14 protein-coding genes and 1 tRNA gene are annotated in these 20666 nt (G+C 67.9%); 8 read left to right on the top strand and 7 right to left on the bottom strand.

Features of this window, described 5'->3' with window-relative positions; genetic code table 11:
- Positions 1 to 161: 161 nt before the first annotated feature.
- The 3 genes from DYI37_RS17960 to DYI37_RS17950 all read right to left on the bottom strand — a co-directional run bounded on the left by DYI37_RS17960 (position 162) and on the right by DYI37_RS17950 (position 3122).
- Positions 162 to 884, bottom strand: a complete 723-nt coding sequence (locus tag DYI37_RS17960; RefSeq protein WP_116684653.1) for a DUF1013 domain-containing protein — start codon at positions 882 to 884, stop codon at positions 162 to 164.
- Between the two features lie 170 nt (positions 885 to 1054).
- Positions 1055 to 2086, bottom strand: coding sequence for a sodium:calcium antiporter (locus tag DYI37_RS17955; protein WP_116684652.1), 1032 nt, complete (start codon positions 2084 to 2086; stop codon positions 1055 to 1057).
- Positions 2087 to 2117: 31 nt separating this feature from the next.
- Positions 2118 to 3122 (bottom strand): NAD(P)H-quinone oxidoreductase, encoded by a 1005-nt coding sequence (locus DYI37_RS17950; RefSeq protein WP_116684651.1) that lies wholly within the window; start codon positions 3120 to 3122, stop codon positions 2118 to 2120.
- 425 nt (positions 3123 to 3547) lie between these two features.
- Between DYI37_RS17950 and rcdA the strand changes: the two genes are divergently transcribed.
- The 5 genes from rcdA (at position 3548) to recQ (ending at position 13523) form a co-directional block, all read left to right on the top strand.
- Complete coding sequence (gene rcdA, locus DYI37_RS17945) at positions 3548 to 4078, top strand: protease adaptor protein RcdA (RefSeq protein ID WP_199520202.1); 531 nt, start codon at positions 3548 to 3550, stop codon at positions 4076 to 4078.
- Positions 4079 to 4301: 223 nt separating this feature from the next.
- A complete protein-coding gene (gene addB, locus DYI37_RS17940; RefSeq protein ID WP_116684650.1) occupies positions 4302 to 7436 on the top strand; it encodes a double-strand break repair protein AddB in 3135 nt (1044 codons plus the stop codon).
- The gene (gene addA / locus DYI37_RS17935) at positions 7433 to 11077 is read left to right on the top strand and encodes a double-strand break repair helicase AddA (protein WP_116684649.1); all 3645 of its coding nucleotides are present in this window, start codon (positions 7433 to 7435) and stop codon (positions 11075 to 11077) included. Before addB ends, addA begins: the two co-directional genes overlap by 4 nt.
- 58 nt (positions 11078 to 11135) lie before the next feature.
- Positions 11136 to 11453 (top strand): thioredoxin, encoded by a 318-nt coding sequence (trxA, locus tag DYI37_RS17930; protein ID WP_116684687.1) that lies wholly within the window; start codon positions 11136 to 11138, stop codon positions 11451 to 11453.
- A gap of 231 nt (positions 11454 to 11684) precedes the next feature.
- Entirely contained in the window at positions 11685 to 13523 is a 1839-nt protein-coding gene (gene recQ / locus DYI37_RS17925; RefSeq protein ID WP_425365061.1) for a DNA helicase RecQ, read from the top strand.
- Positions 13524 to 13813: 290 nt separating this feature from the next.
- Here the strand turns inward: recQ and DYI37_RS17920 are convergent.
- The 4 genes from DYI37_RS17920 to DYI37_RS17905 form a co-directional block, all read right to left on the bottom strand.
- Positions 13814 to 13890 (bottom strand) — tRNA-Arg (locus DYI37_RS17920).
- Between the two features lie 147 nt (positions 13891 to 14037).
- Positions 14038 to 15516 carry a sensor histidine kinase gene (locus DYI37_RS17915; protein WP_158555212.1) on the bottom strand — a complete coding sequence of 493 codons (1479 nt, stop codon included), beginning with the start codon at positions 15514 to 15516 and terminating at the stop codon, positions 14038 to 14040.
- A gap of 186 nt (positions 15517 to 15702) precedes the next feature.
- The gene (locus tag DYI37_RS17910) at positions 15703 to 17130 is read right to left on the bottom strand and encodes a dihydrolipoyl dehydrogenase family protein (protein ID WP_116684647.1); all 1428 of its coding nucleotides are present in this window, start codon (positions 17128 to 17130) and stop codon (positions 15703 to 15705) included.
- 10 nt (positions 17131 to 17140) lie between these two features.
- Positions 17141 to 17965 (bottom strand): TVP38/TMEM64 family protein, encoded by an 825-nt coding sequence (locus DYI37_RS17905; protein WP_116684646.1) that lies wholly within the window; start codon positions 17963 to 17965, stop codon positions 17141 to 17143.
- A 257-nt stretch (positions 17966 to 18222) separates the two neighbouring features.
- On the opposite strand from DYI37_RS17905, the gene rpmH reads away from it, so the two are divergent.
- The 3 genes from rpmH (at position 18223) to yidC (ending at position 20644) form a co-directional block, all read left to right on the top strand.
- Complete coding sequence (gene rpmH, locus DYI37_RS17900) at positions 18223 to 18357, top strand: 50S ribosomal protein L34 (RefSeq protein WP_116684645.1); 135 nt, start codon at positions 18223 to 18225, stop codon at positions 18355 to 18357.
- Positions 18358 to 18427: 70 nt separating this feature from the next.
- Positions 18428 to 18820, top strand: a complete 393-nt coding sequence (rnpA, locus tag DYI37_RS17895; RefSeq protein ID WP_116684644.1) for a ribonuclease P protein component — start codon at positions 18428 to 18430, stop codon at positions 18818 to 18820.
- Between the two features lie 12 nt (positions 18821 to 18832).
- The gene (yidC, locus tag DYI37_RS17890; RefSeq protein WP_116684643.1) at positions 18833 to 20644 is read left to right on the top strand and encodes a membrane protein insertase YidC; all 1812 of its coding nucleotides are present in this window, start codon (positions 18833 to 18835) and stop codon (positions 20642 to 20644) included.
- The last annotated feature ends 22 nt before the right edge of the window (positions 20645 to 20666 follow it).

The raw sequence follows: 20666 nt of genomic DNA, 5'->3' as shown, positions 1-20666 counted from the left end.
GGGATGCGACGCAATGGGCGGAGCATCGCGGAAACCATGCAAAAGTCCATAGGAAAAGGCGAGCCGTGCGCCTCCCCCACCCCCGGGCATGAAAAAGGCCGTGCCCGCGATGTGCGGACACGGCCCCGAAAGGCGCCGAAACGATCCCCGGCCCGGACGGGTCAGCGCTCGTCGTCGCTCTCGTCGTCGCTGCGGCCCTTCATGGAGGACAGCTTGGCGAAGACCGCCGCCTCGTCGAGTTCGCCGTCCTCCTCGCGCTCGCGCCGGCTGCTGAAGCCCGCGCCGGCCGAAACCCAGTTCTCGGTCTGCGAGGCCGACAGGAGACGCTCCTCCTCGGCAAGGTCCTCGGGCTTGGGCGGCAGGCCGCGCGTCGCCTTCTCGACCTCCAGATCGAGGTCGATCTGGGTGCACAGGCCCAGCGTCACCGGGTCCATCGGCACGAGATTGGCCGAGTTCCAGTGCGAGCGGTCGCGGATCGCCTCGATGGTGTTCTTGGTGGTTCCGACGAGACGGGAGATCGCCGCGTTCTCGAGCTCGGGATGGCTGCGCACCAGCCACAGGATGGCGTTCGGCCGGTCCTGGCGCTTGGAGACCGGCGTATAGCGCGGCGCCTTGCGCTTGCTTTCGGCCACGCGAACCTTGGGCGGGGCGAGCTTCAGCCGCAGCTTGTCGTTCTGCTCGGCCTTCTCGATGTCCTCGCGCGTCAGCTGGCCGTTGGAGATCGGATCGAGACCCTTGATGCCCTGCGCGGCCTCACCGTCGGCGATCGCCTTGATCTCGAGCGGATGCATGGAACAGAAGTCCGCGATCTGATCGAAGGAGAGGGACGTGTTGTCGACCAGCCAGACGGCGGTCGCTTTCGGCATCAGGAGTTGCTGGGCCACGGATACGATCCTTCTTGAGCCGCGCCTTCAGGGGGCGGGCGTGGGCGTTACCACAATGTGCGGGAATTCTCGGCTGTTATAGGGGCTCGGACTGCGGCCCGCAACATCCCCTTTCGATAAGGTCGCGTCCGCACGGCGCCTCGGGCCGGGCCGATTCGGGGCCGGCCGGCTCACAGGACCAGCACGAGAATGGATACCCCGTAGAGCAGGAAGACGCCGACCGACTCGAAGCCGATGTTGAAGATGCCGCGTTTGACCCGCTTCATCATGCCGAACAGGATGAGCGCGATCATCAGCATGGCGATCAGCGCGGTGGCCTGATCCTTGCTGCTGGCGGCCTGGAAGATCGAGCCGTCCGAGACGAAATCGGCCGCCGACAGGAACAGGACGTCGAAGGCGTTACCGCCGATGATGTCGCCGACCGCGAGGCCGACCGCTCCGATGCGCACGGCCGCCACCGCCGTGACGAGCTCGGGCAGGGAGTTCGCGATCGCGGTGAAGGTCGAGCCGAACAGGGTCTGGGACATGCCCGTGAAGCCGATCAGGGCGATCGAGCTCTGGCCGATCCCGTAACCGGCGATGCCCGTGATCGCGGCATAGAGGGCGAAGAGACCCCAGAGCCGTCGATCGGAACGCTCGTCCTCGCTCTCAGAGGCGTCCGATTCCTCCTCCCGCGTCTCGTCGGTCTGCTTGACCATCCACATCCCCTCGTTGCGGATCTGGCGGAGCAGGAAGAGGCCCGCGACATAGGCGACCGGGAGCAGGACCGAGACCGGGTGCAGGCCGAAGGTGACGAGACCGGCGGTGACGGTTCCGAACAGGGCCATGGTCAGGAGCGCGATGAAGAGAATGCCCTGGGAGAGCGCCACCGGCGTCGCCGCCGCATGTTCGAGATTGGCGCGCCGATAGACCGCGTCGGCGACGGCGATGAAGAGGGTCTGGGCGGTGAGCCCCCCGAGCGCGTTGCCGATGGCGAGTTCCGGAAAGCCCTGGGCCGCCGTCGAGATCGAGGTGATCGCGCCCGGCAGGGAGGTGGAGACGCCGACGAAGAGGGCGCCGGCGACGACCTCCCCCATCCCGGTGCGGTCGGCGAGTTCGTCGGCGATGACCGAGAGCTTCACGCCCGCGAACGCGATCGCGGCCGCAGCGGCGAGAAAGACGAGGAGGTTGACCGTCGGCCCGAAGGCGCCGAAATCGATCATCGGGCAGCAGGGCGCATCGGGGAGAGACGCCTCATGTCGGCAGTCCCGTCGTCAGCACGATCTTGCCGATATGGTCCTCGTCCATGTGCCGGTGGGCCTCCGCCGCCTCCTCGAGCGGATAGGTCCGCTCCATCACCGGGCCGAGCGTGCCGTCCGCGATGAGCGGCACGACGCGCCGGGCGAGATCCTCGGCGATGGAGGCCTTGAACTCGACGCTCCGCGCCCTGAGCGTCGAGCCCGTGAAGACGAGGCGCTTCAGCATGATCCGGCTGAGATCGATCTCGGTCTTCGGCCCCTTCAGGAAGGCGATCTGGACGATCCGCCCCTCGATCGCGGCGCATGTCAGGTTGCGGTTCGCATAGTCGCCGCCGACCATGTCGAGGATGACGTCGGCACCGTGGCCGTCCGTCGCCTTGGCGATCTCCTCGGCGAAATCCTGGGTCTTGTAGTTGAAACAGGCCTCGGCGCCGAGCTCTTCGGCCGCCCGGCACTTCTCGTCGCTGCCGGCGGTCGCGAAGACGCGCGCGCCGAAATGGCGGGCGAGCTGGATCGCGGTGGTTCCGATGCCGCTGGTGCCGCCATGGACGAGAAAGACCTCGCCCTCCTTCAGCCCGGCGCGCACGAAGACATTGCTCCAGACGGTGAAGAAGGTCTCGGGGATCGCGGCGGCCTTCGTCAGGTCGATGCCGCCGGGAACCGCGATGGCGTTCGTCTCGTGGACCGTGACCGCTTCCGCATAGCCGCCGCCGGGAACGAGGGCCATCACCCGGTCGCCCTTGGAAAAGCGCGAGGCACCCTCGCCGATCGCCTCCACGATGCCGGCGACCTCCAGTCCCGGCCAGTCCGGCGCGCCCTCAGGCGGCGGATAGGCGCCCTCGCGCTGCATGACGTCGGGCCGGTTGACGCCTGCGGCGGCCACCGCGATCCGGATCTCGCCGGGCCCGGGCTCGGGCTTCGTCCGGGTCTCGACCACCAGCACCTCGGGGCCGCCGGCCCCCTTCAGCGCGACGATGCGCATCTCGTTGTCTTCGCCCATGGCTGAACTCCTTTGCATGCCGGCCGTGACACGGAACGTAGTGAAGGAGTTCGATACGGGGAGGCGTCCCCTTCATTCTCGATCAAGGTTTACGCGCTTTAATGATGACAGTACGAAATTTCGGATCGTCTTCGAGACATCGTACAGACGGCGCGCCTTCGGGCGCATCGTTTGACGCCTCCCTGTTGAAACTTTTCAGAGCCGTCCCCGACGGCTCTTTTTTTTGTTTCGCCGCCGGGCGCCGGGCGCCTCCCGCCTGTTTCATTCCAGCGTGACGTGCTAACTCGACGGCAAGGCCTGCGGCTTCGTTAACCGTTCGTGACGACGGATTCTTGCCCTCACGCCGCCGATTCGGCATCTTCCAACGGTCAGGATGCCGGCTTGCGAATCGAATTGCCGTGCGAATGGAGCGACCTTTCAAGTTCATGAGCCAGAGCACGAACGATATGAAGGGCACGGCCGCCCCGGTGAGCCTTGCCGAGCACAAGGCCTATAGCCGCGCCTTCCAGCCGATGTTCGACGAGGGCATGACGCTGGTCGACGAGACGGCGAACTATCTCGACGGCGACGGGCGCCTTGCGGCCCAGGCGATGCCGAAGACCCTCTCGACGCTGTATTCGGCCGAATCCATGCGCCTGACGACGCGGCTGATGCAGATGGCCTCCTGGCTTCTCCTGCAGCGCGCCCTCAACGAGGGCGACATGACGCGCGAACAGGTGGAGACGGAAAAGAAGAAGGTGCGGCTGAACGGCGAGGCGACGCCCTCGCGGGACGAACACTTCGCCAAGCTTCCCGATACCTTCCGCGACCTCCTGATGCGGGCGCTGCTTCTCGAACGCCGCATCGCCCTTCTCGACCGCGAACTCTACGACGCTCCCTCGCGCGGGACCGATCACGGGGCGAAGAACCCCGTCGGCGAGCAGATCAACCTTCTGAAGACCGCCTTCCACCGCTAGCGAGGACGCGGGAAAGCGGGCACCGGTTTTCCGCCCGCATCCCGCGCGACGGAAACCCGGAGCATGGCATTCGGGTGCACCGAATGCCGACGCGCTTCAGGCGAGCCTGAATCCGTTTCGGGCGCTGCGAGCGCGAACAGTCGGCAAATCGCGTTGATCTCGGCGGGGCGGAACCGGCAGGCGCACGCTTTCCAAACGGGCGGGCAGGCCCTACCGTCCGCCCATGCGCCTCAATCTCTTTTCGATTCCCCTCCGGCTGCCCTTCCTGCCGACCCTTGCGGACGCGCTCCTGTCGGGCCGGATGGGTCCGGGTCTCGGCGCCGGTCGCGATCCGCTCGCTCTCGCCGGAACCCTCATCTACGTGCCCACGCGGCGCGCGGCGCGCTCCCTCGCCTTCGCTTTCCAGGAGGCGCTCGGCGGCGGCTCGGCGATCCTGCCGCAGATCCGCCCGATCGGCGAGGGCGAGGAGGCCGAGCTTCTCCAGTCCGTCGATCATGCGACGAGCTTCGAGCCGGTGATGGGCGAGCTCGAACGCCGCCTCCACCTCGCCCGGCTGGTGCGTACCTGGCGCACGGCGACCCGCGAGGCCGAACTGAGGGCGCTTCTCGGCGACGAGGACGCGGTCCTGCCGGCCTCGGCCGCCGACGCGCTCTATCTCGCCTCCGACCTCGGAAGCCTTCTCGACGAGATCGAGACCGAGGGCGTGCCCTTCGGCCAGCTGGCGGATCTCGCGCCGGGCGATCTCGCCGAATGGTGGCGGCTGACGCTGACCTTCCTGAAGATCGTCACCGAATACTGGCCCGCCGAACTTGCCGCCGACGGCCGGTCGAGCGAGGCCCATGCGAAGAACGCGTGGCTGGCGGCCGAGGCCGCGCGCCTTCGCGCCCATCCCCCCGAGGGCCCGGTGATCCTCGCCGGATCCACCGCGACCGCCCCGCATACGATCGAACTGATGGCCGCGATCGCGGGCCTCGAACGGGGCGCGCTGGTTCTTCCCGGCCTCGACATGCATCTCGACGACAGGGCCTTCTCGGCCCTCGACCGCAGCCACTCGATCGCAGCGCCCGGCCATCCCCAATACGGGCTGCGCAGGATCCTCGACGGCCTCGGCGCCTCGCGCGCGGACGTGACGTGCCTCGGCGCGGGCTCCGAGCGGCTCGCCGCGCGCGAAGCCTTCCTGTCCGATGCCCTGCGGCCGGCCGAGACGACCGATCACTGGAGCCGGAGCGCCGGGGAGCACGGCGAGGACGCGGTGGCCGGGATCGAGATGATCGAGGCGAGCGATCCGCGCGAGGAGGCGCTCGCCATCGCCTGCGCCATGCGCGACGCGCTTTCGCAGGCGGGGGCGACGACGGCGCTCGTCACGCCCGACCGCAATCTCGCCCGGCGCGTCGTCATCGAACTGGAACGCTTCGGCATCCGCGCCAACGATTCGGCCGGCAGGCCCCTCAAGGCGACCGCGCCGGGCTCCCTCGCCCTCACGCTCCTTTCCGTTGTCTTCGCGCCCGGCGACCCGATCCCGCTGCTGGCGCTTCTGAAGCATCCCCTCGCGTGCCTCGGAATGCCGCCCGCCGAGGCGAGGCGCGCGGCGCGCGCGATCGAACTCATCGCCCTTCGCGGAACGGTCGACCTCGCCGATGCCGCCAATCTGTCCGAGATCGTGGACGCCCGGCTTGGCGCGAGCGAGCCCGCCGAGGACGGCGGCAGCGAGATCCGGCGCGGCCTTTCTCGCCCCGCCCGTCTCGTTTCGAAGGAGGATCGCGCCCTTGCCGGCCGCTATGCCCGATCCTTCGTGGAGGCGATCGCGCCGCTCATCGCCCTGCGCGAGAGCGAGGACCTGGAACTTGCCGACTATGCCCGCGTCACGACCTCTGTTCTGGAAGATCTCTGCCGCGACGAGAAGGGCCATGCGCGCGAACTCTATGCCGAGGAGCCCGGACGGGCGATGGCCGACTTCCTCGCCTCCCTCGTCGCCGCGCCCAAAACCGGCTTCGCCTTCCCGCCGCGCGAGCTGGAAGACGTCACCGACGCGCTGATGGCCGGCGTCACCGTGCGCCCGAAGGGCGGTCTCTCCGCGAGAGCCTTCGTCTGGGGCACGCTGGAGGCGCGCCTCCAGAGCGTCGACACGGTGATCCTCGGCGGCCTTAACGAGGGAGGCTGGCCCTCGGGAGCACGGAGCGGCGCCTTCCTGTCGCGCATGATGCGCAGCGAAATCGCCCTCGATCCGCCCGAGCGCCGGATCGGCCTTGCCGCGCACGATTTCTGGATGGCGATGGGCGCGCGCCGGGTCATCCTCTCGCGTGCCGCAAGGGCCGACGGCGCGCCGACGATCGCCGCGCGCTGGGTCCAGCGCATCGCCGCGCTCGGCGGTCCGAAGCGCGCGGCAAGCCTTGGCGAGAGCGGCCGCGTCTATCTCGACGCCGCCCGGCGCCTCGAGGCGAGCGACCCCGTCGCCCGTGCCCCCCGCCCCGAGCCGCGCCCGCCCGTCGAGCTTCGGCCGGCGCGCTATTCCGTCACCGAGGTCGAGACGCTGATCCGCGACCCTTATGCCATCCATGCGAGGCGCATCATGCAGATCGAACCGCTCGATCCGCTGATGCGCTCGCCGAATGCCGCCGAGCGCGGCTCGCTCTACCACGCGATCCTCGCCGACTTCGCGACCTCCGGCGAGGACCCGATGGCCGGGACCGCGTTCGCCGCCCTTCTCGATATCGCCCGCACCCATTTCGATGCCGCAAGGCTGCCGGTGGAGATCGAGGCCTTCTGGTGGCCGCGCATGGAGGCGATCGCGGAAGGCTATCTCGCCTGGGAGCGCGGGCGCAACGCGCGCGTGGCGCGCCGCCATGTGGAGATCGGCGGCGGAACCCGTTTCGATCTTTCGGACGTCGAACTCGTCGGCAAGGCCGACCGGGTGGACGTGATGACCGACGGATCGGTGGAGATCATCGACTTCAAGACCGGCACGCGACCCTCGGTCAAGCAGGCGCGGACGCTTCTCGCGCCGCAGCTGCCGCTGGAAGGCGGGATGGCGCTGCGCGGCGGCTTCGACATCGGCGGAGCCGGGCATCGGATCGGCGATCTCGTCTATGTGCGCCTTCGCGAACGCGAGGTCGTTGCCGAAAGTCTTGCGATGGAGGCGACGAAGAGCGCCGACGCGCTCGATCCGAACGATCTGTCGGAGCGCGCGGTCCAGCGCTTCGAGGCTCTGGCGGTGCATTATCTGACGCCGGAAACGCCCTTCAAATCGCGCTTCCGCCCGGCCTTCGCCGGTGATTTCACCGGCCCCTACGATCATCTGGCACGGTCCCGCGAATGGGCCGTGGCAGGGGGCGAGAGCGAGGGAGCATCCGAGGAATGAGCCAGCTTGCCGTCAGCGACCATACCGCCCGCCAGCAGGCGATCGCGGCCGATCCGAACCTTTCGGTCTTCGTCTCGGCCAATGCCGGAGCGGGCAAGACCCACGTCCTCACCGAGCGCGTGGTCCGCCTGCTCCTTGCCGGCTTCGATCCCTCGAAGATCCTCTGCCTCACCTTCACGAAGGCCGCGGCCGCCGAGATGGCGAACCGCGTCTTCCACCGGCTCGCGGCCTGGGCGGTCATGCCGGAAGCCGAACTCGCCGGGGAAACCTCGGATCTCGAGGGACGCGCGCCCGATGCGCGCCGCACCGCCGAGGCCCGCCAGCTCTTCGCCCGCGCGCTGGAGACGCCGGGCGGCCTCAAGATCCAGACGATCCACGCCTTCTGCGAGGCCCTCCTCCACCAGTTCCCGCTGGAGGCGAACGTCGCGGGCCATTTCGAGGTGCTGGACGATGCCGAAAGCAGCCTGATGCTCGCGGAGGTCAGGCGCCGCCTCGTCACCGGCGCGGCGGCGCTGGCCGGCGGCCGGGAGGCGGCGGGCGACCTGCGCGAGGCCTTCGCCGAAGCGCTCTCGCTCGGCGGTGAATTCGGCTTCGACACCCTTCTCGGTGAGATCGTCCAGAAGCGCGACGACATCCGCCGCCATGTCGACGGGCGCGGCGGCCTGGGTGGCGCGCTCGACTTCCTCGCCCGCGCCCTCGGCGTCGATCCGCAGGACGACGAGGCGAGCATCGCGGCGGGCCTCGGACCCGTTCCCGGTTTCGATGCGAATTATCGCCGGACCCTTCTCGAACTCGCCTCGGCGAGCGACAAGTCGACCGACACGGCGCTCGCAGGGCGCCTTGCCGCCTTCGAGATCGAGACCGATCCCCTGAAGGCGCTCGACATCCTGCGCGAGATGGTCGCCACCAAGACCGGCGGCCGCCGCAAGCCCTCCTCCACGGCAACCAAGGCGGTGACCGGCAAGCTTCCCGATTTCGAGGAGCGCCTCGCCCTCGCCCAGGACCATCTGGACGAGGCCGGCGACCGCCTCGCCTCCCTGAAGCTCTTCCGGGCGAGCCGCGCGGCGCTGACGATCGCCGATGCGCTGGAGCGCGACTACGCCCTTCTGAAACGCCGTCGGGGCCGGCTCGACTTCACCGACCTCATCGCCCGTGCCGCCGATCTCCTCACCCGCTCGGAAGCGGCGGCCTGGGTGCACTACAAGCTGGACCAGGGCATCGACCACATCCTCGTCGACGAGGCGCAGGATACCAGCCCGCGCCAATGGCAGGTGATCCGCCAGCTCGTCGACGAGTTCTTCGTCGGCCGCTCCAGCCACAACCGCACGCGCACGGTCTTCGCGGTCGGCGACGAGAAGCAGTCGATCTATTCCTTCCAGGGCGCCTCCCCGCACATGTTCGATCTGGAACGGCGCGCCGTGGAAGCGCGCGCCGCCGAGGCCGGGCTCGACTTCCAGCGCGTCGCACTGAACCAGTCCTTCCGCACGCTCGGGGCGGTGCTGCAGGCGGTGGACGACGTCTTCGAGGACCCGCAGAACCGCGAGGGGCTTTCGACCGATGGCGAGAAGCCGGTGCATACCTCGGCGCGCCAGGATGGCGAGGGGCTGGTCGAGATCTGGCCGACCATTCGGGCCGAAAGCGTGACAGAGCCCGAGGACTGGCTGGCGCCGATGGACGAGGAGCCGAAATCCTCGCCCGCCTACCGCCTCGCCCGGCGCATCGCCGAGACGATCGAGGCCTGGATCGGCGATCCCGTGAGCCACAAGGGCCGGCTTCGCCCGCTCCATGCCGGCGACGTCATCGTTCTGGTGCGCAAGCGCACGAGCTTCGTCCCCGCGATGGCCGCCGCCCTGCGCGACCGGAACATTCCGGTCGCCGGCGCCGACCGGATCACCCTCACCGATCATATCGCGGTCCAGGATCTCATCGCGCTCGGAAAGGTCGCGGCGAATTTCGAGGACGACCTCTCCCTCGCCGCCCTCCTGAAAAGCCCGCTCTTCGACTTCACCGACGACGAGCTGATGGCGCTCGCCCTCTCGCGCACCCGCTACGAGCATCTGTCGGCGGGCCTGCGCAAGCTCGGCGGCGAGGAAGGTGCCGCGCGCATTCCGGACTGGTTCGCGGACGGAGAGGCCTCCCGGCGGCTCCTCACCAAGGCGAAGGCCGCCATCACGCGCCTCGACGAGCTTCGCGGCCGCACCGGCTTCCAGTCGGTCTTCGCCTTCTATGCCCGCATTCTGGGACCGGAGGGCGGACGCGCGAAGCTGATGGCGAGGCTCGGCCGCGACACGGCCGACGTGGTCGACGCCTTTCTCGATCTGGCTCTCTCTGAGGAGGCGTCCGGCGTCTCGGGCCTCGATGCCTTTCTCGCCGATCTCGAAGCGGCCCCGCCGCAGATCAAGCGCGAGATGGAGGGGGGACGCGGCGAGGTGCGGATCATGACCACCCACGCCTCCAAGGGGCTCGAAGCGCCCGTCGTCTTTCTCGTCGATCCGGGCTCGGCGCCCTATCACGTCTCCCACGGGGCCCGCCTCGTGCGCTGGGAGGGGATGCCCGGCCTCGTTGCGGGCGAGGCGCCGGGCTATCTGTGGAACGTCTCGAAAGCGCTCGAGACGCGGGCCGTCGCGGACCTGCGCGAGAGGGAGAAGAGGCAGGCCGAGGAAGAATATCGGCGGCTTCTCTATGTGGGCATGACGCGGGCCGCCGAGCGCCTGGTGATCTGCGGCATGGCCGGCCCGAAGGGGCCAAGCGAGGATGCCTGGCGCGAGCGGGTCGAAACGGCGCTGAAGGCGAAGGCGCAGGAGATCCCCGGCGAGGACGGCGAAATCGCCTGCTGGCGCATCGGCTCGCGCCGCTCGGATGCACTCGCCAAGGAGGAAGGCGGTTCCGCGCGCGCCGCCTCGCGCAGGCTCGACCTTACCGAGCTTGCCCCCGAGGACCTGCCGCCCCGTCCCCTCTCCCCGTCCTCGGCGGGAGCGGCCTTCGACGCGGAGGCGGACGAAGGGCCGGAGGACGAAGAGGGCGAAGACGGCGGCGAGGAGATGGTCGAATCCCCCGTCCTCGGTGCATCGGCAAGCCCGGGCTTTGCCATCCGGCGCGGCCTTCTCGTCCATCGCCTGCTCCAGCACCTGCCCACCGTCGCACCGGACGAGCGCGCGGCGATCGCCGCCGCCTATGCCGCGCGCTCCCTGCCCGAGGCGAGCCCCGCCCACCGCGCGGCGCTTCTTTCGAGCGTTGCGGCCGTGATGGACGATCCGCGCTTCGCGGCGATCTTCACCGAAGCGAGCCGGGCCGAGGTGTCGGTCGCCGGCACCGTGCGGATCGGGGCGGCGCACTATGCGGTGAACGGGACGATCGACCGGCTGGCCGTGACGACGGACGAGGTGCTGATCGTCGACTACAAGACCAACCGGCCGCCGCCCGAAGAGCTGGGACAGGTGCCGAGGGCCTATATCCGTCAGCTCGCCATCTACCGGGCGCTCGTCGCCCCGATCTATCCGGACAAACGCGTGCGCGCGGCGCTTCTCTTTACCGAAGGTCCCCATCTGATCGAGCTGGAGCCCGAGGTGATGGATGCGGCGATGGCGGGTTTGGCAAACCATTCTCCACAGGGCGGCGAACGGGGCATGGCCTCCGCTTGAATCCCACCGCCCCCGCGTCTACCTCTTCTGCCGAAACCTACTAGAATTGGAGCCGCTCATGGCCACGAAGACCGTCACCAAGGACACGTTCCAGACCGAAGTCCTCGGCGCGTCGAAGCCCGTCGTCGTCGATTTCTGGGCCGAGTGGTGCGGCCCCTGCAAGATGATCGCCCCGAGCCTCGAGGAGATCTCCGAGGAGAACCAGGGCGTCGAGATCGCCAAGGTGAATATCGACGAGAACCAGGAACTGGCCGTCCAGTTCGGCATCCGTTCGATCCCCACCCTGATGATGTTCAAGAACGGCGAGCATGTGGACACCCTGATGGGTGCCCAGTCGAAGTCGAAGCTCGCCTCCTGGATCGACAGCGCGAAGTAACGTGCCCGGCCGGATTTCGGATCCGGCCCCATCGACGCCCGGCCGCCCAGGTGGCCGGGCCGTTCTTTTTTCAAGGCTGGGCCCGGTGCACGGTGCTCCCGGGGGCGTGATACCGGCGAACAGAGGAAAGCATCGCTTTCGAACCTCCGCCGGCAGCCCGATCGGCGTGCGAGCCCTTCGCGGGACGCGCCGGACATGGGCCCGTCCGACAATCACGAGCCGAAAGCTTCGATGCCGTCTGCGATGCCCGCCCCCGTCCCCGCCGCCATCGCGGGCGATGCCCTCGACATCCTGAAATCCGTCTATGGCTATGAGGCCTTTCGCGGCCTTCAGGCCGAGATCGTCGGGCATGCGGTCGCCGGCAACAACGCCTTCGTGCTGATGCCGACCGGCGGCGGCAAATCGCTCTGCTACCAGATCCCGGCACTGCTGCGCCCCGGAATGGGCCTCGTGGTCTCGCCGCTGCTCGCGCTGATGGCCGATCAGGTGGCGGCGCTGCGCCAGGCGGGCGTCCGGGCCGCCGCCCTCAATTCCGATCTGCCCCCGGAGGAGCGCCGCGCGCTCTGGTCGGCGGTGGATGCGGGCGAGATCGACCTTCTCTACGTGGCGCCCGAAACGCTGCTTCGCGGCGAGGTGATGGACCGCCTCTCCGGCACGCGCCTGTCGCTGATCGCCATCGACGAGGCCCATTGCCTGTCCCAGTGGGGGCATGATTTCCGCCCCTCCTACCGGCAGCTCGACGCCCTTTCCGAACGCTTCCCGACCATTCCGCGCATGGCGCTGACGGCGACGGCCGACGAGCCGACGCGGGCCGAGATCCTCGCTCATCTTGCGATCGACGAGCGCGACGCCTTCGTCGCCGGCTTCGACCGGCCGAACATCCGCTATGCGATCGAGGAGAAGGACAATCCCCGCGCCCAGCTGAAGGCGTTCCTGCGCCGTCACGACGGATCGAGCGGGATCGTCTACTGCCTGTCCAAGCGCAAGGTGGAGGAGACGGCGGCCTGGCTGAGAAGCGAGGGCCATGACGCGCTCGCCTATCATGCCGGCATGGACAAGGCCGAGCGGGAGGCGAACCAGATCCGCTTCCAGCACGGCGAGGCCGTGGTCATGGTCGCCACCATCGCCTTCGGCATGGGCATCGACAAGCCGGATGTGCGCTTCGTCGCCCATCTCGATCTGCCCGGCAGCATGGAGGCCTTCTATCAGGAGACCGGCCGGGCCGGGCGCGACGGCCTGCCCTCCGAAACCCTGATGCTCTACGGGCACGAGGACATCGCGCTCAGGGTGCGCTTCATCGAGGAGGGCGATTCGCCGCCCGAGCGCAAGCGCACCGAACGCCACAAGCTCGACGCGCTCCTGGGGCTGGCCGAGACGCCCGGCTGCCGGCGGCAGGTTCTCCTGTCCTATTTCGGCAATGCGTGCGAGCCCTGCGGCAATTGCGATACCTGCATCGAGCCGCCGGACCTCTTCGACGGCACGATCGCCGCCCAGAAGGCCCTGTCCTGCATCTACCGCACCGGCGAGCGCTTCGGGCAGGCCTATATCGTGGACGTGCTTCTCGGAAAGACCAACGACCGGATGCGGCAGTTCGGCCATGACGAGGTGTCCACCTTCGGCATCGGCACGGAGCACGATGCAAGGCTGTGGCGGGCGATCCTGCGCCAGATGATCGCCCTGCGCCTCGTCGACGTGGACGTCTCCGGCCATGGCGGCCTGTCGATCGCGCCCGCCGGCCGGGAATTCCTGCGCGACAAGCCCGATCTCATGCTGCGCGTGCCCAAAGCCCCGCGCGCCAAACGGAGCAAGGGCACGGCCCGAACCGCCGAGACGAGCCTGCCGGAGAGCGACCGCGACCTCTTCCAGGCGCTTCGCCAGAAGCGCACGGAGATCGCCCGTCTCCAGAACGTGCCGCCTTACGTCATCTTCCACGACAGGACGCTGATCGAACTCGCCGCCGCCCGTCCCCGCTCCCGCACCCAGATGGCGGACGTTCCCGGCGTCGGCGAAGCCAAGCTCGACCGCTACGGGCCGGCCTTCCTCTCGGTGATCGCGGAGCACGAGGGATAGCGCAGGCGCACCCGTTCGAGCGCCGAAGCCAGACGCGGCCAGGCGCGCGTAACCAGAGGCGCCCATGCGCGCCGTCCCAGCCCCCCCGAACGATCGGCCGAGTGGGCGGATCGGCCGAGTGGGCGGCGAGCGTCATCCGCCTATCAAAGGAGTCGATTAGGAGCCCCGCAGGATCGGGCTCAACCATTCACGTCGCGCCAGTCCGGATGAAGGGCGAACGTCTTTGCGGAAACCGGCTGAGGAATCAAACGCAGAGGCTGCGCCGTGGCATTCTGAGAATGATGGAAAAATGGCGCGCCCGAAAGGATTCGAACCTCTGACCCCCAGATTCGTAGTCTGGTGCTCTATCCAGCTGAGCTACGGGCGCGTGCCGATCGAAGCGCCATCGGCTTCGATGCGGGGTACCTAGACCGTCCGCCGCGTGAATGCAAGGCCGTTTTCTCACCCGGCTGAGAGAGTTTTTCAGAGGCCGTTCGGGCGACGGCACAAGCGGGCGCTTGCGAGCCGCCGCCGGCTACTGGCGCGGAAGCTCGATCTCGAAGCGCGTGCCGGTGGTACCGGTCTCGGCGAGGCGCAGATCGCCGCCATGGGCCTCGACGATCTCCATGGCGATCGCAAGGCCGAGGCCCGTTCCGCCCGAACGGGCCGATCCGCGGAAGGCCTGGAAGAGATTGTCCCTCGCCTTCTGGGGAAGACCCGGGCCGGTGTCCTCGACGGCGATGAGAGTGCGCTCGCGGCTTTGATGGTTCGCCGAGACGGTGAGCCGGCGAACGACGCCGATCCCCGCCATATCGTCCGACATCAGCGCCTGCACGGCATTGCGGCACAGATTGGTGAGGAGGCGATGGAGCTGTTCGGGATCGGCCACGACCTCGAAATTCTCCGGCACCGCGTTGACGAATTCGACGGCGGTCTCCTCGGCGCCGAGCGCGAGGAGATCGCAGACATCGGCGACGGTCGCGCGCAGATCGATCTGGCGGCGCTCGGGCGTGCGCTCCACCGCCCGTCCATAGGCCAGCACCGTCTGGGTGTAGTGCAGCGCCCGGTCGAGGCTCTTGATCAGCATCGGCGTCATGCGCTGCACCTTGGGGTCGGGCAGGGTCGAGAGGCTGTCGGAGATCATCTGCGAAGAGGCGAGGATGTTGCGCATGTCGTGATTGATCTTGGAGACGGCGAGCCCGAGATTGGCGAGCCGGCGCTGCTCCTTCAGAACTTCGGCGAGCTTGGCCTGCATGGAGGCGAGTTCGGCCTCGGCAATGCCCAGTTCGTCGCTGCGCCCGGCCGGCCGGATGATGCGCGAGGGATCGGAGGGCTTGTCGCCGAAGCGAACCATGGCCTCGGTCATGCGCCGGATCGGCGCGATCATCATCCGGTTGATCGCCGCCCACAGAAGAAGTCCGGTGAGAATCGCGATGATCGAGGACAGGAAGAAGATGCGCTTGGCATAGGCGAACATCGCACGCCGGAGATCGCCGTCGGTCAGAACGACCTCGGTCAGGAAATCGCCGTTATCGGCCCTGCCGATGACCCTCAGGGTCCGCTCGCCGCCGAACAGGAATTCGTCGAGCGCCTCGCGGATGCTGTCGAAGGTCGTCTCCTGGTCGAGAAACACGGATCGATCGACCGTCTCGATCCCCGCATGGCGGGCGATGAGGCGGTTCGTATCCCCATCCGAGATCGCGACGAGCCGGAGGCCGAGCGCGTCGAGAAGGGCGCGCTGCTGCCCACGCGGCATCGTGCCGGCGCCGCTCGCGCCCGGCTGGCCGGGCCCCGAGGTCGCAAGGGCCGCAACCGCCGCATGGTCGAGCTTGTCGCGCAGATAGCCGTCGCGGAAGCCGGCAAGGACGGGCACGAAGATGAGGATCTCGGCCAGCATCACCGCCAGGATCGTCAGCCCGAGGAGCTTCATCGACAGGGAACGGAACACGGAGCCGGCCGGCCGGTTCGCCGCGCGCTCGCCGTCCCTCCCCGCGCCCGTCCGGGGATCGTTCAAATCGGCTTCCGCCATGCGTCCTACTTCGACCACATCCTGTCCCGCGACCCGGCCTTGCGACGCTCACCCGGCGCCGGACGGCTCCTGAAGCGCCACGGCATTCGATCTTGTCGAACGCCGCGCTCCGGACCATCCATTGCGCAGGATGCGAGCGGAAAACCGGTGCCCACTCTTCCTCATCCTGCTCTAGCCCAAACGCCTGAGGAAAGCGACGACGCCGCGAACGAGGGGCTTTCGCGTATAGGGCGAATAATAGGAGGTCGCCGCGCGCTTGGCGATCTCCGAGAGGGTCGGATAGGGCGAGACGAAGCCCTGGAGGTCGGAGAACTTCATGCCCCTGGCGACGGCAAGGGTCAGGAGATTGGTGATCTCGCCCGCCTTCGCGCCGGCAACGCCCGCGCCGAGGATCTTGCCCCGCTTGCCCACCACGAACTTCACGAGCCCCTCCGTCTCGCGTTCCGCCTGGGCCCGGTCGTTCTCGGCATAGGGCCAGGACACGGTGGAGACGTCGAGCCCCTTCTCGCGGGCCTCGCTTTCGGTCGGCCCCACCTGGCCGAGTTCGGGATCGGTATAGGTGACGTGCGGGATCTCCTCGTGCTTCGCCCTCGCCGGCAGGCGGAAGAGGAGCGGCCGCAGCACGAGGCCGCCGTGATAGCCGGCCACATGGGTAAATTGCGGCCCGCCGGCGACATCGCCGATCGCATAGACCCGCTTGTTGGAGGTGCGAAGGTCGCGCCCGACCGTGATCCCCGAGCGATCGAAGGCGACCCCCGCCGCATCGAGCCCGAGATCGTCGACATTCGGCTGGCGCCCGACGGCGACGAGGCAATGGGAGCCGGTCACCTCGAAACGCTCCGTGCCGCGCTCGGCCGTCACCGTGATCGCGCCTTGGGTGCCGGACACCCGGACGACCTTCGCCCCGGCCTCGATCCTCACGCCCTCAGTGGCAAGACGTTTCAGGACGACGGCGGCAAGCTCCGGATCGTCCTTGCCGAGGGGCGTTCCGCCTTCGAGAACGGTAACCTTCGCGCCGAGCCTTCGATGGGCCTGCGCCATCTCCATGCCGATCGGCCCGCCGCCGATGACGATCAGATGATCGGGACAATCGCGCAGGTCGAACAGCGTCTCGTTGGTGAGGAAGGGCGTCTCCTTCAGCCCGTCGATGGGCGGCACGAAGGGGCGCGAGCCGGTGGCGATCACGAAGCGGCGCGCCTCGATGCGCCGTCCGTTCACCTCGACGGTCTTCTCGTCCACGAAGCGGGCATCGCCCTTGATCACCTCGACGCCGAGGCCCTCGAAGCGCTCGACGGAATCATTGGGCGCGATCGCCCCGATGACGCCCTTCACGTGATCGTTGACGGCCGCAAAATCGATCCTCGGCTCGCTCTCGCCGATGCCGAAGCGGCCCGCCTTGCGCATCGTCTCGGCGGTCTTTGCAGCCGCGATCAGCGCCTTGGAGGGCACGCAGCCATAGTTCAGGCAGTCGCCGCCCATGCGGTCGCGCTCGATGAGGGTGACGGGGACGCCGAAGGCGGCCGCGGCGGCCGCGACCGTGAGGCCGCCGGAGCCCGCGCCGATGACGCAGATATCGGGTTTGGAGGTCTTGGCGCTCATCGCGATCTCCTTAAGCGTTGCCGGCGCCGCTGCGCTCGGGATTGCGGCCCTTGAGGAAGGTCTTCTTGAGGATGAGGCCGAGGATCGCGAGGCCCGCGAGCCCGAACAGGGCGACCGTCATCTCGGGCGTGACGAGATCGCCGAGGGTGACGGGTCCCGCATGATCCACATTGGCGACGGCCTGATCGATGCCGCTGCCGAGGAAGGTATAGACGAAGGAGCCCGGCATGATGCCGAAGAAGGTCGCGATCACATAGGTCCGCAGCGGGATGTCGACGAAGGCCGGCGCGATATTGACCGCGAAGAAGGGCAGGACCGGCGTCAGTCGCAGGACGAAGAGATAGGAGAAGGCGTCGTCGCGAAAGCCGTCCGCGAACCGGCGGATCGCCTTGCCGCCCTTGCGCCGCAGAAGGTCGCCGAAGGCGTGGCGGGCCGCAAGGAAGATCGCGGCCGCGCCCAAAGTCGCGCCGAAGACCGTCGCGATGCCGCCGACGAACCAGCCGAACATGAAGCCTGCCGCGATCGTGATGATGGAGGCGGCCGGAAAGGCGACGGCGACGAGCGCGGCATAGGCGAGGACGTAGCTGGCCAGTGCGAGGGCGAGATTGTCGCTCACCCAGGCCTTCAGCGCCGCCCGGCTGTCGAGGAAGACCTCGAGCGAAAGATAGTCCTGGAGCCCGAAGGCGTATCCGAGGGAAAGAAGCGCGAGGATGAGGGCGACGGGCCAGAGCCGGCGCCACCAAGCGCGCTCGCCGCCTTTCCTCTCGCCCCCGTTCTGCCCGCCACCGTCTTGGATGGCGGCCTCGTCCGGCCCCTTCGCGTCCTGCCTGGTCATGGCTCCCGACCCTTCCTCAAGTCCCGTTCGCGGCGGACCGGCGCAACCCGTGACGATGGAGCCGAACCGGCCCCCGGCCGACGAAACCCGCACCGCTTCGTTGACTTTTCGGCCCATCCGCTCCTATAACCGCCGCCACGAGCGGACGACGTCACGCGCGAGGTGTCCTTGCGCGTAGAGAACGCCCGATCCGCAGCCGTTCTTAGTCCTTGTTCGACACGAAAGGCCCGCATGTTTCACAAGTGCGGGAAACAGCCATGAAGCGTACCTACCAGCCCTCCAAACTCGTCCGCAAGCGCCGCCACGGCTTCCGTTCGCGCATGGCGACCGTCGGTGGCCGCCGGGTCATCGCGTCCCGCCGCTCGAAGGGTCGCAAGCGTCTTTCGGCCTGAGCCGAAAGAGCGCCGAGCCCGGCCCGCCCCATACCGGCGCCCCATCGTCGATCGCAATCGGAGGGGAGCCATGCCCGGCGGCACGAAACGCACCGGCCGGCTGACGAAGCGCTCGGAATTCCTCGCCGCACGCAAGGGCCGTCGCCTGAACGGCCCTTATTTCTTTGTCGAAACCCATCTTCGCGATGACGACGCGCCGCCCCGTTTCGGGTTGACCGTCACGAAGAAGGTTGGCAATGCCGTCGTCAGAAACCGGATCCGGCGCAGACTGCGCGAGGCGATCCGCGTGACGGCCGGCGAGGCCATGAAGCCGGGCGTGGACTATGTCATCGTCGCGCGTCGCGACGTCCTCGAAGTGGCGTTCGGGACCCTGACGGACGAATTGTCCAGACGGTTCGACCGGTTCGATCCGGGTCAGTCCCCCAATGCCCATCAACGTCGTGAGAGGCGCAATGGCGTCTAGAGGTTTGACCCGATGGAAATGAACCGCAACTTCCTGATCGCCATGGCGTTGTCGATCCTCATCCTGGTCGGGTGGCAGTATCTCGTCATCAGTCCGCGCATGGACGAGCAGCAGGTGCGCACCGAGACGGCCCAGACCGAGGGCTCGCTCCAGACGCCGCAGACGCCCGCCGGCACCAGCCAGGAGAGCCTGACCGCGCCTTCGGGCCGCGAAAGCGTCGTCGGCAGCCCCAATCTTCCGGCCGGTGCGACCCGCGCCGAGGTGCTGGCCGCCGGAAACCGCGTGCCGATCGACACGCCCGAGCTCACAGGCTCCATCAATCTCCAGGGCGCCCGCCTCGACGATCTGCGCCTCAAGCATTATCACGAGACCGTCGACGACACCTCGCCGACCATCGTCCTCCTCTCCCCCGAACAGCTGCCGGACGGCTATTTCGCCGAATACGGCCTGATCCAGCCCGGAAGCGGCCAGCTCGTCGGCGCCAATACGCAGTGGCAGGCCGAAGCGGGCGCGACCCTGACGCCCGATACCCCGGTGACACTGACCGCGACGACCGAGAACGGCCTGACGGTCCGCCGCCAGATCTCGGTCGATCCGAACTTCATGTTCACCTACGAGGACACGGTCGAGAACACGGGCGATGCGGCGATCGAGGTCTCGCCCTATGGCCGCATCGCGCGCTATTCCAAGCCCGAGCATGCCGCCGCCTATGTTCTCTTCGAAGGCCTTCTCGGCGTGTTCGGCGAGGAGGGTCTCGACGAGGTCTCCTATTCGACGATCGAGGACGACGGCCGGCTCACCCAGCCCAAGTCCTCGGGCGGCGGATGGCTCGGCATCACCGACAAATACTGGGCGACGGCGCTCGTTCCCCAGGACGGCCAGGACTTCCAGTCCCAATTCCTCTACCGCACCGGCGAGCGGCCGCACTACCAGACCGAATTCGTCTCCGATCCGATCTCGGTCGCGCCGGGCGCCTCGGCGAACATCCTCAACCGCACCTTTGCCGGCGCCAAGGAAGTCGACAAGATCAACGCCTATGAGGAAGAGCTGAACATCCGCCAGTTCGGGCAGCTGATCGACTGGGGCTGGTTCTATTTCATCACCAAGCCGATGTTCACGGCGCTCGACTACATCTACAAGCTGGTCGGCAATTTCGGCGTCGCGATCCTCATCGTCACCGTCTTCCTCAAGCTTCTCTTCTTCCCGCTCGCCAACAAGTCCTACAAGTCGATGGCGCGCATGAAGACGATCCAGCCGAAGGTCATGGAGCTGCGCGAGCGCTTCAAGGACGACCGGCAGAAGCAGCAGCAGGAGATGATGAAGCTCTACCGGGAGGAGAAGATCAATCCGGCCGCCGGCTGCTGGCCGATCCTGATCCAGATCCCCGTCTTCTTCGCCCTCTACAAGGTGCTCTACGTCACGATCGAGATGCGGCACGCGCCCTTCTTCGGCTGGATCCAGGATCTGGCCGCGCCCGATCCGACCTCGATCTTCAACCTGTTCGGCCTCATCCCGATCGAACTGCCGCATATCCTGATGATCGGCGTCTGGCCGATCCTGATGGGCATCACGATGTTCGTCCAGATGCGCCTCAACCCGACCCCGCCGGATCCGACCCAGGCGATGATCTTCACCTGGATGCCCGTGGTCTTCACCTTCATGCTGGCCGCCTTCCCGGCGGGCCTCGTGATCTACTGGACCTGGAACAACACCCTGTCGATCATCCAGCAGAGCGTGATCATGAAGCGCAACGGCGCGAAGATCGAACTCTTCGACAACTTGCGAGGCATGTTCAAACGCAAGGAAAAACCATCGCAAGGCTAGCTTCGCGAGACCCTCTTCGAAC

It is taken from the genome of Fulvimarina endophytica (genome assembly GCF_003403015.1).
GTDB lineage: Bacteria > Pseudomonadota > Alphaproteobacteria > Rhizobiales > Rhizobiaceae > Fulvimarina > Fulvimarina endophytica.
This window is presented reverse-complemented; position numbering and strand designations above follow the sequence as displayed.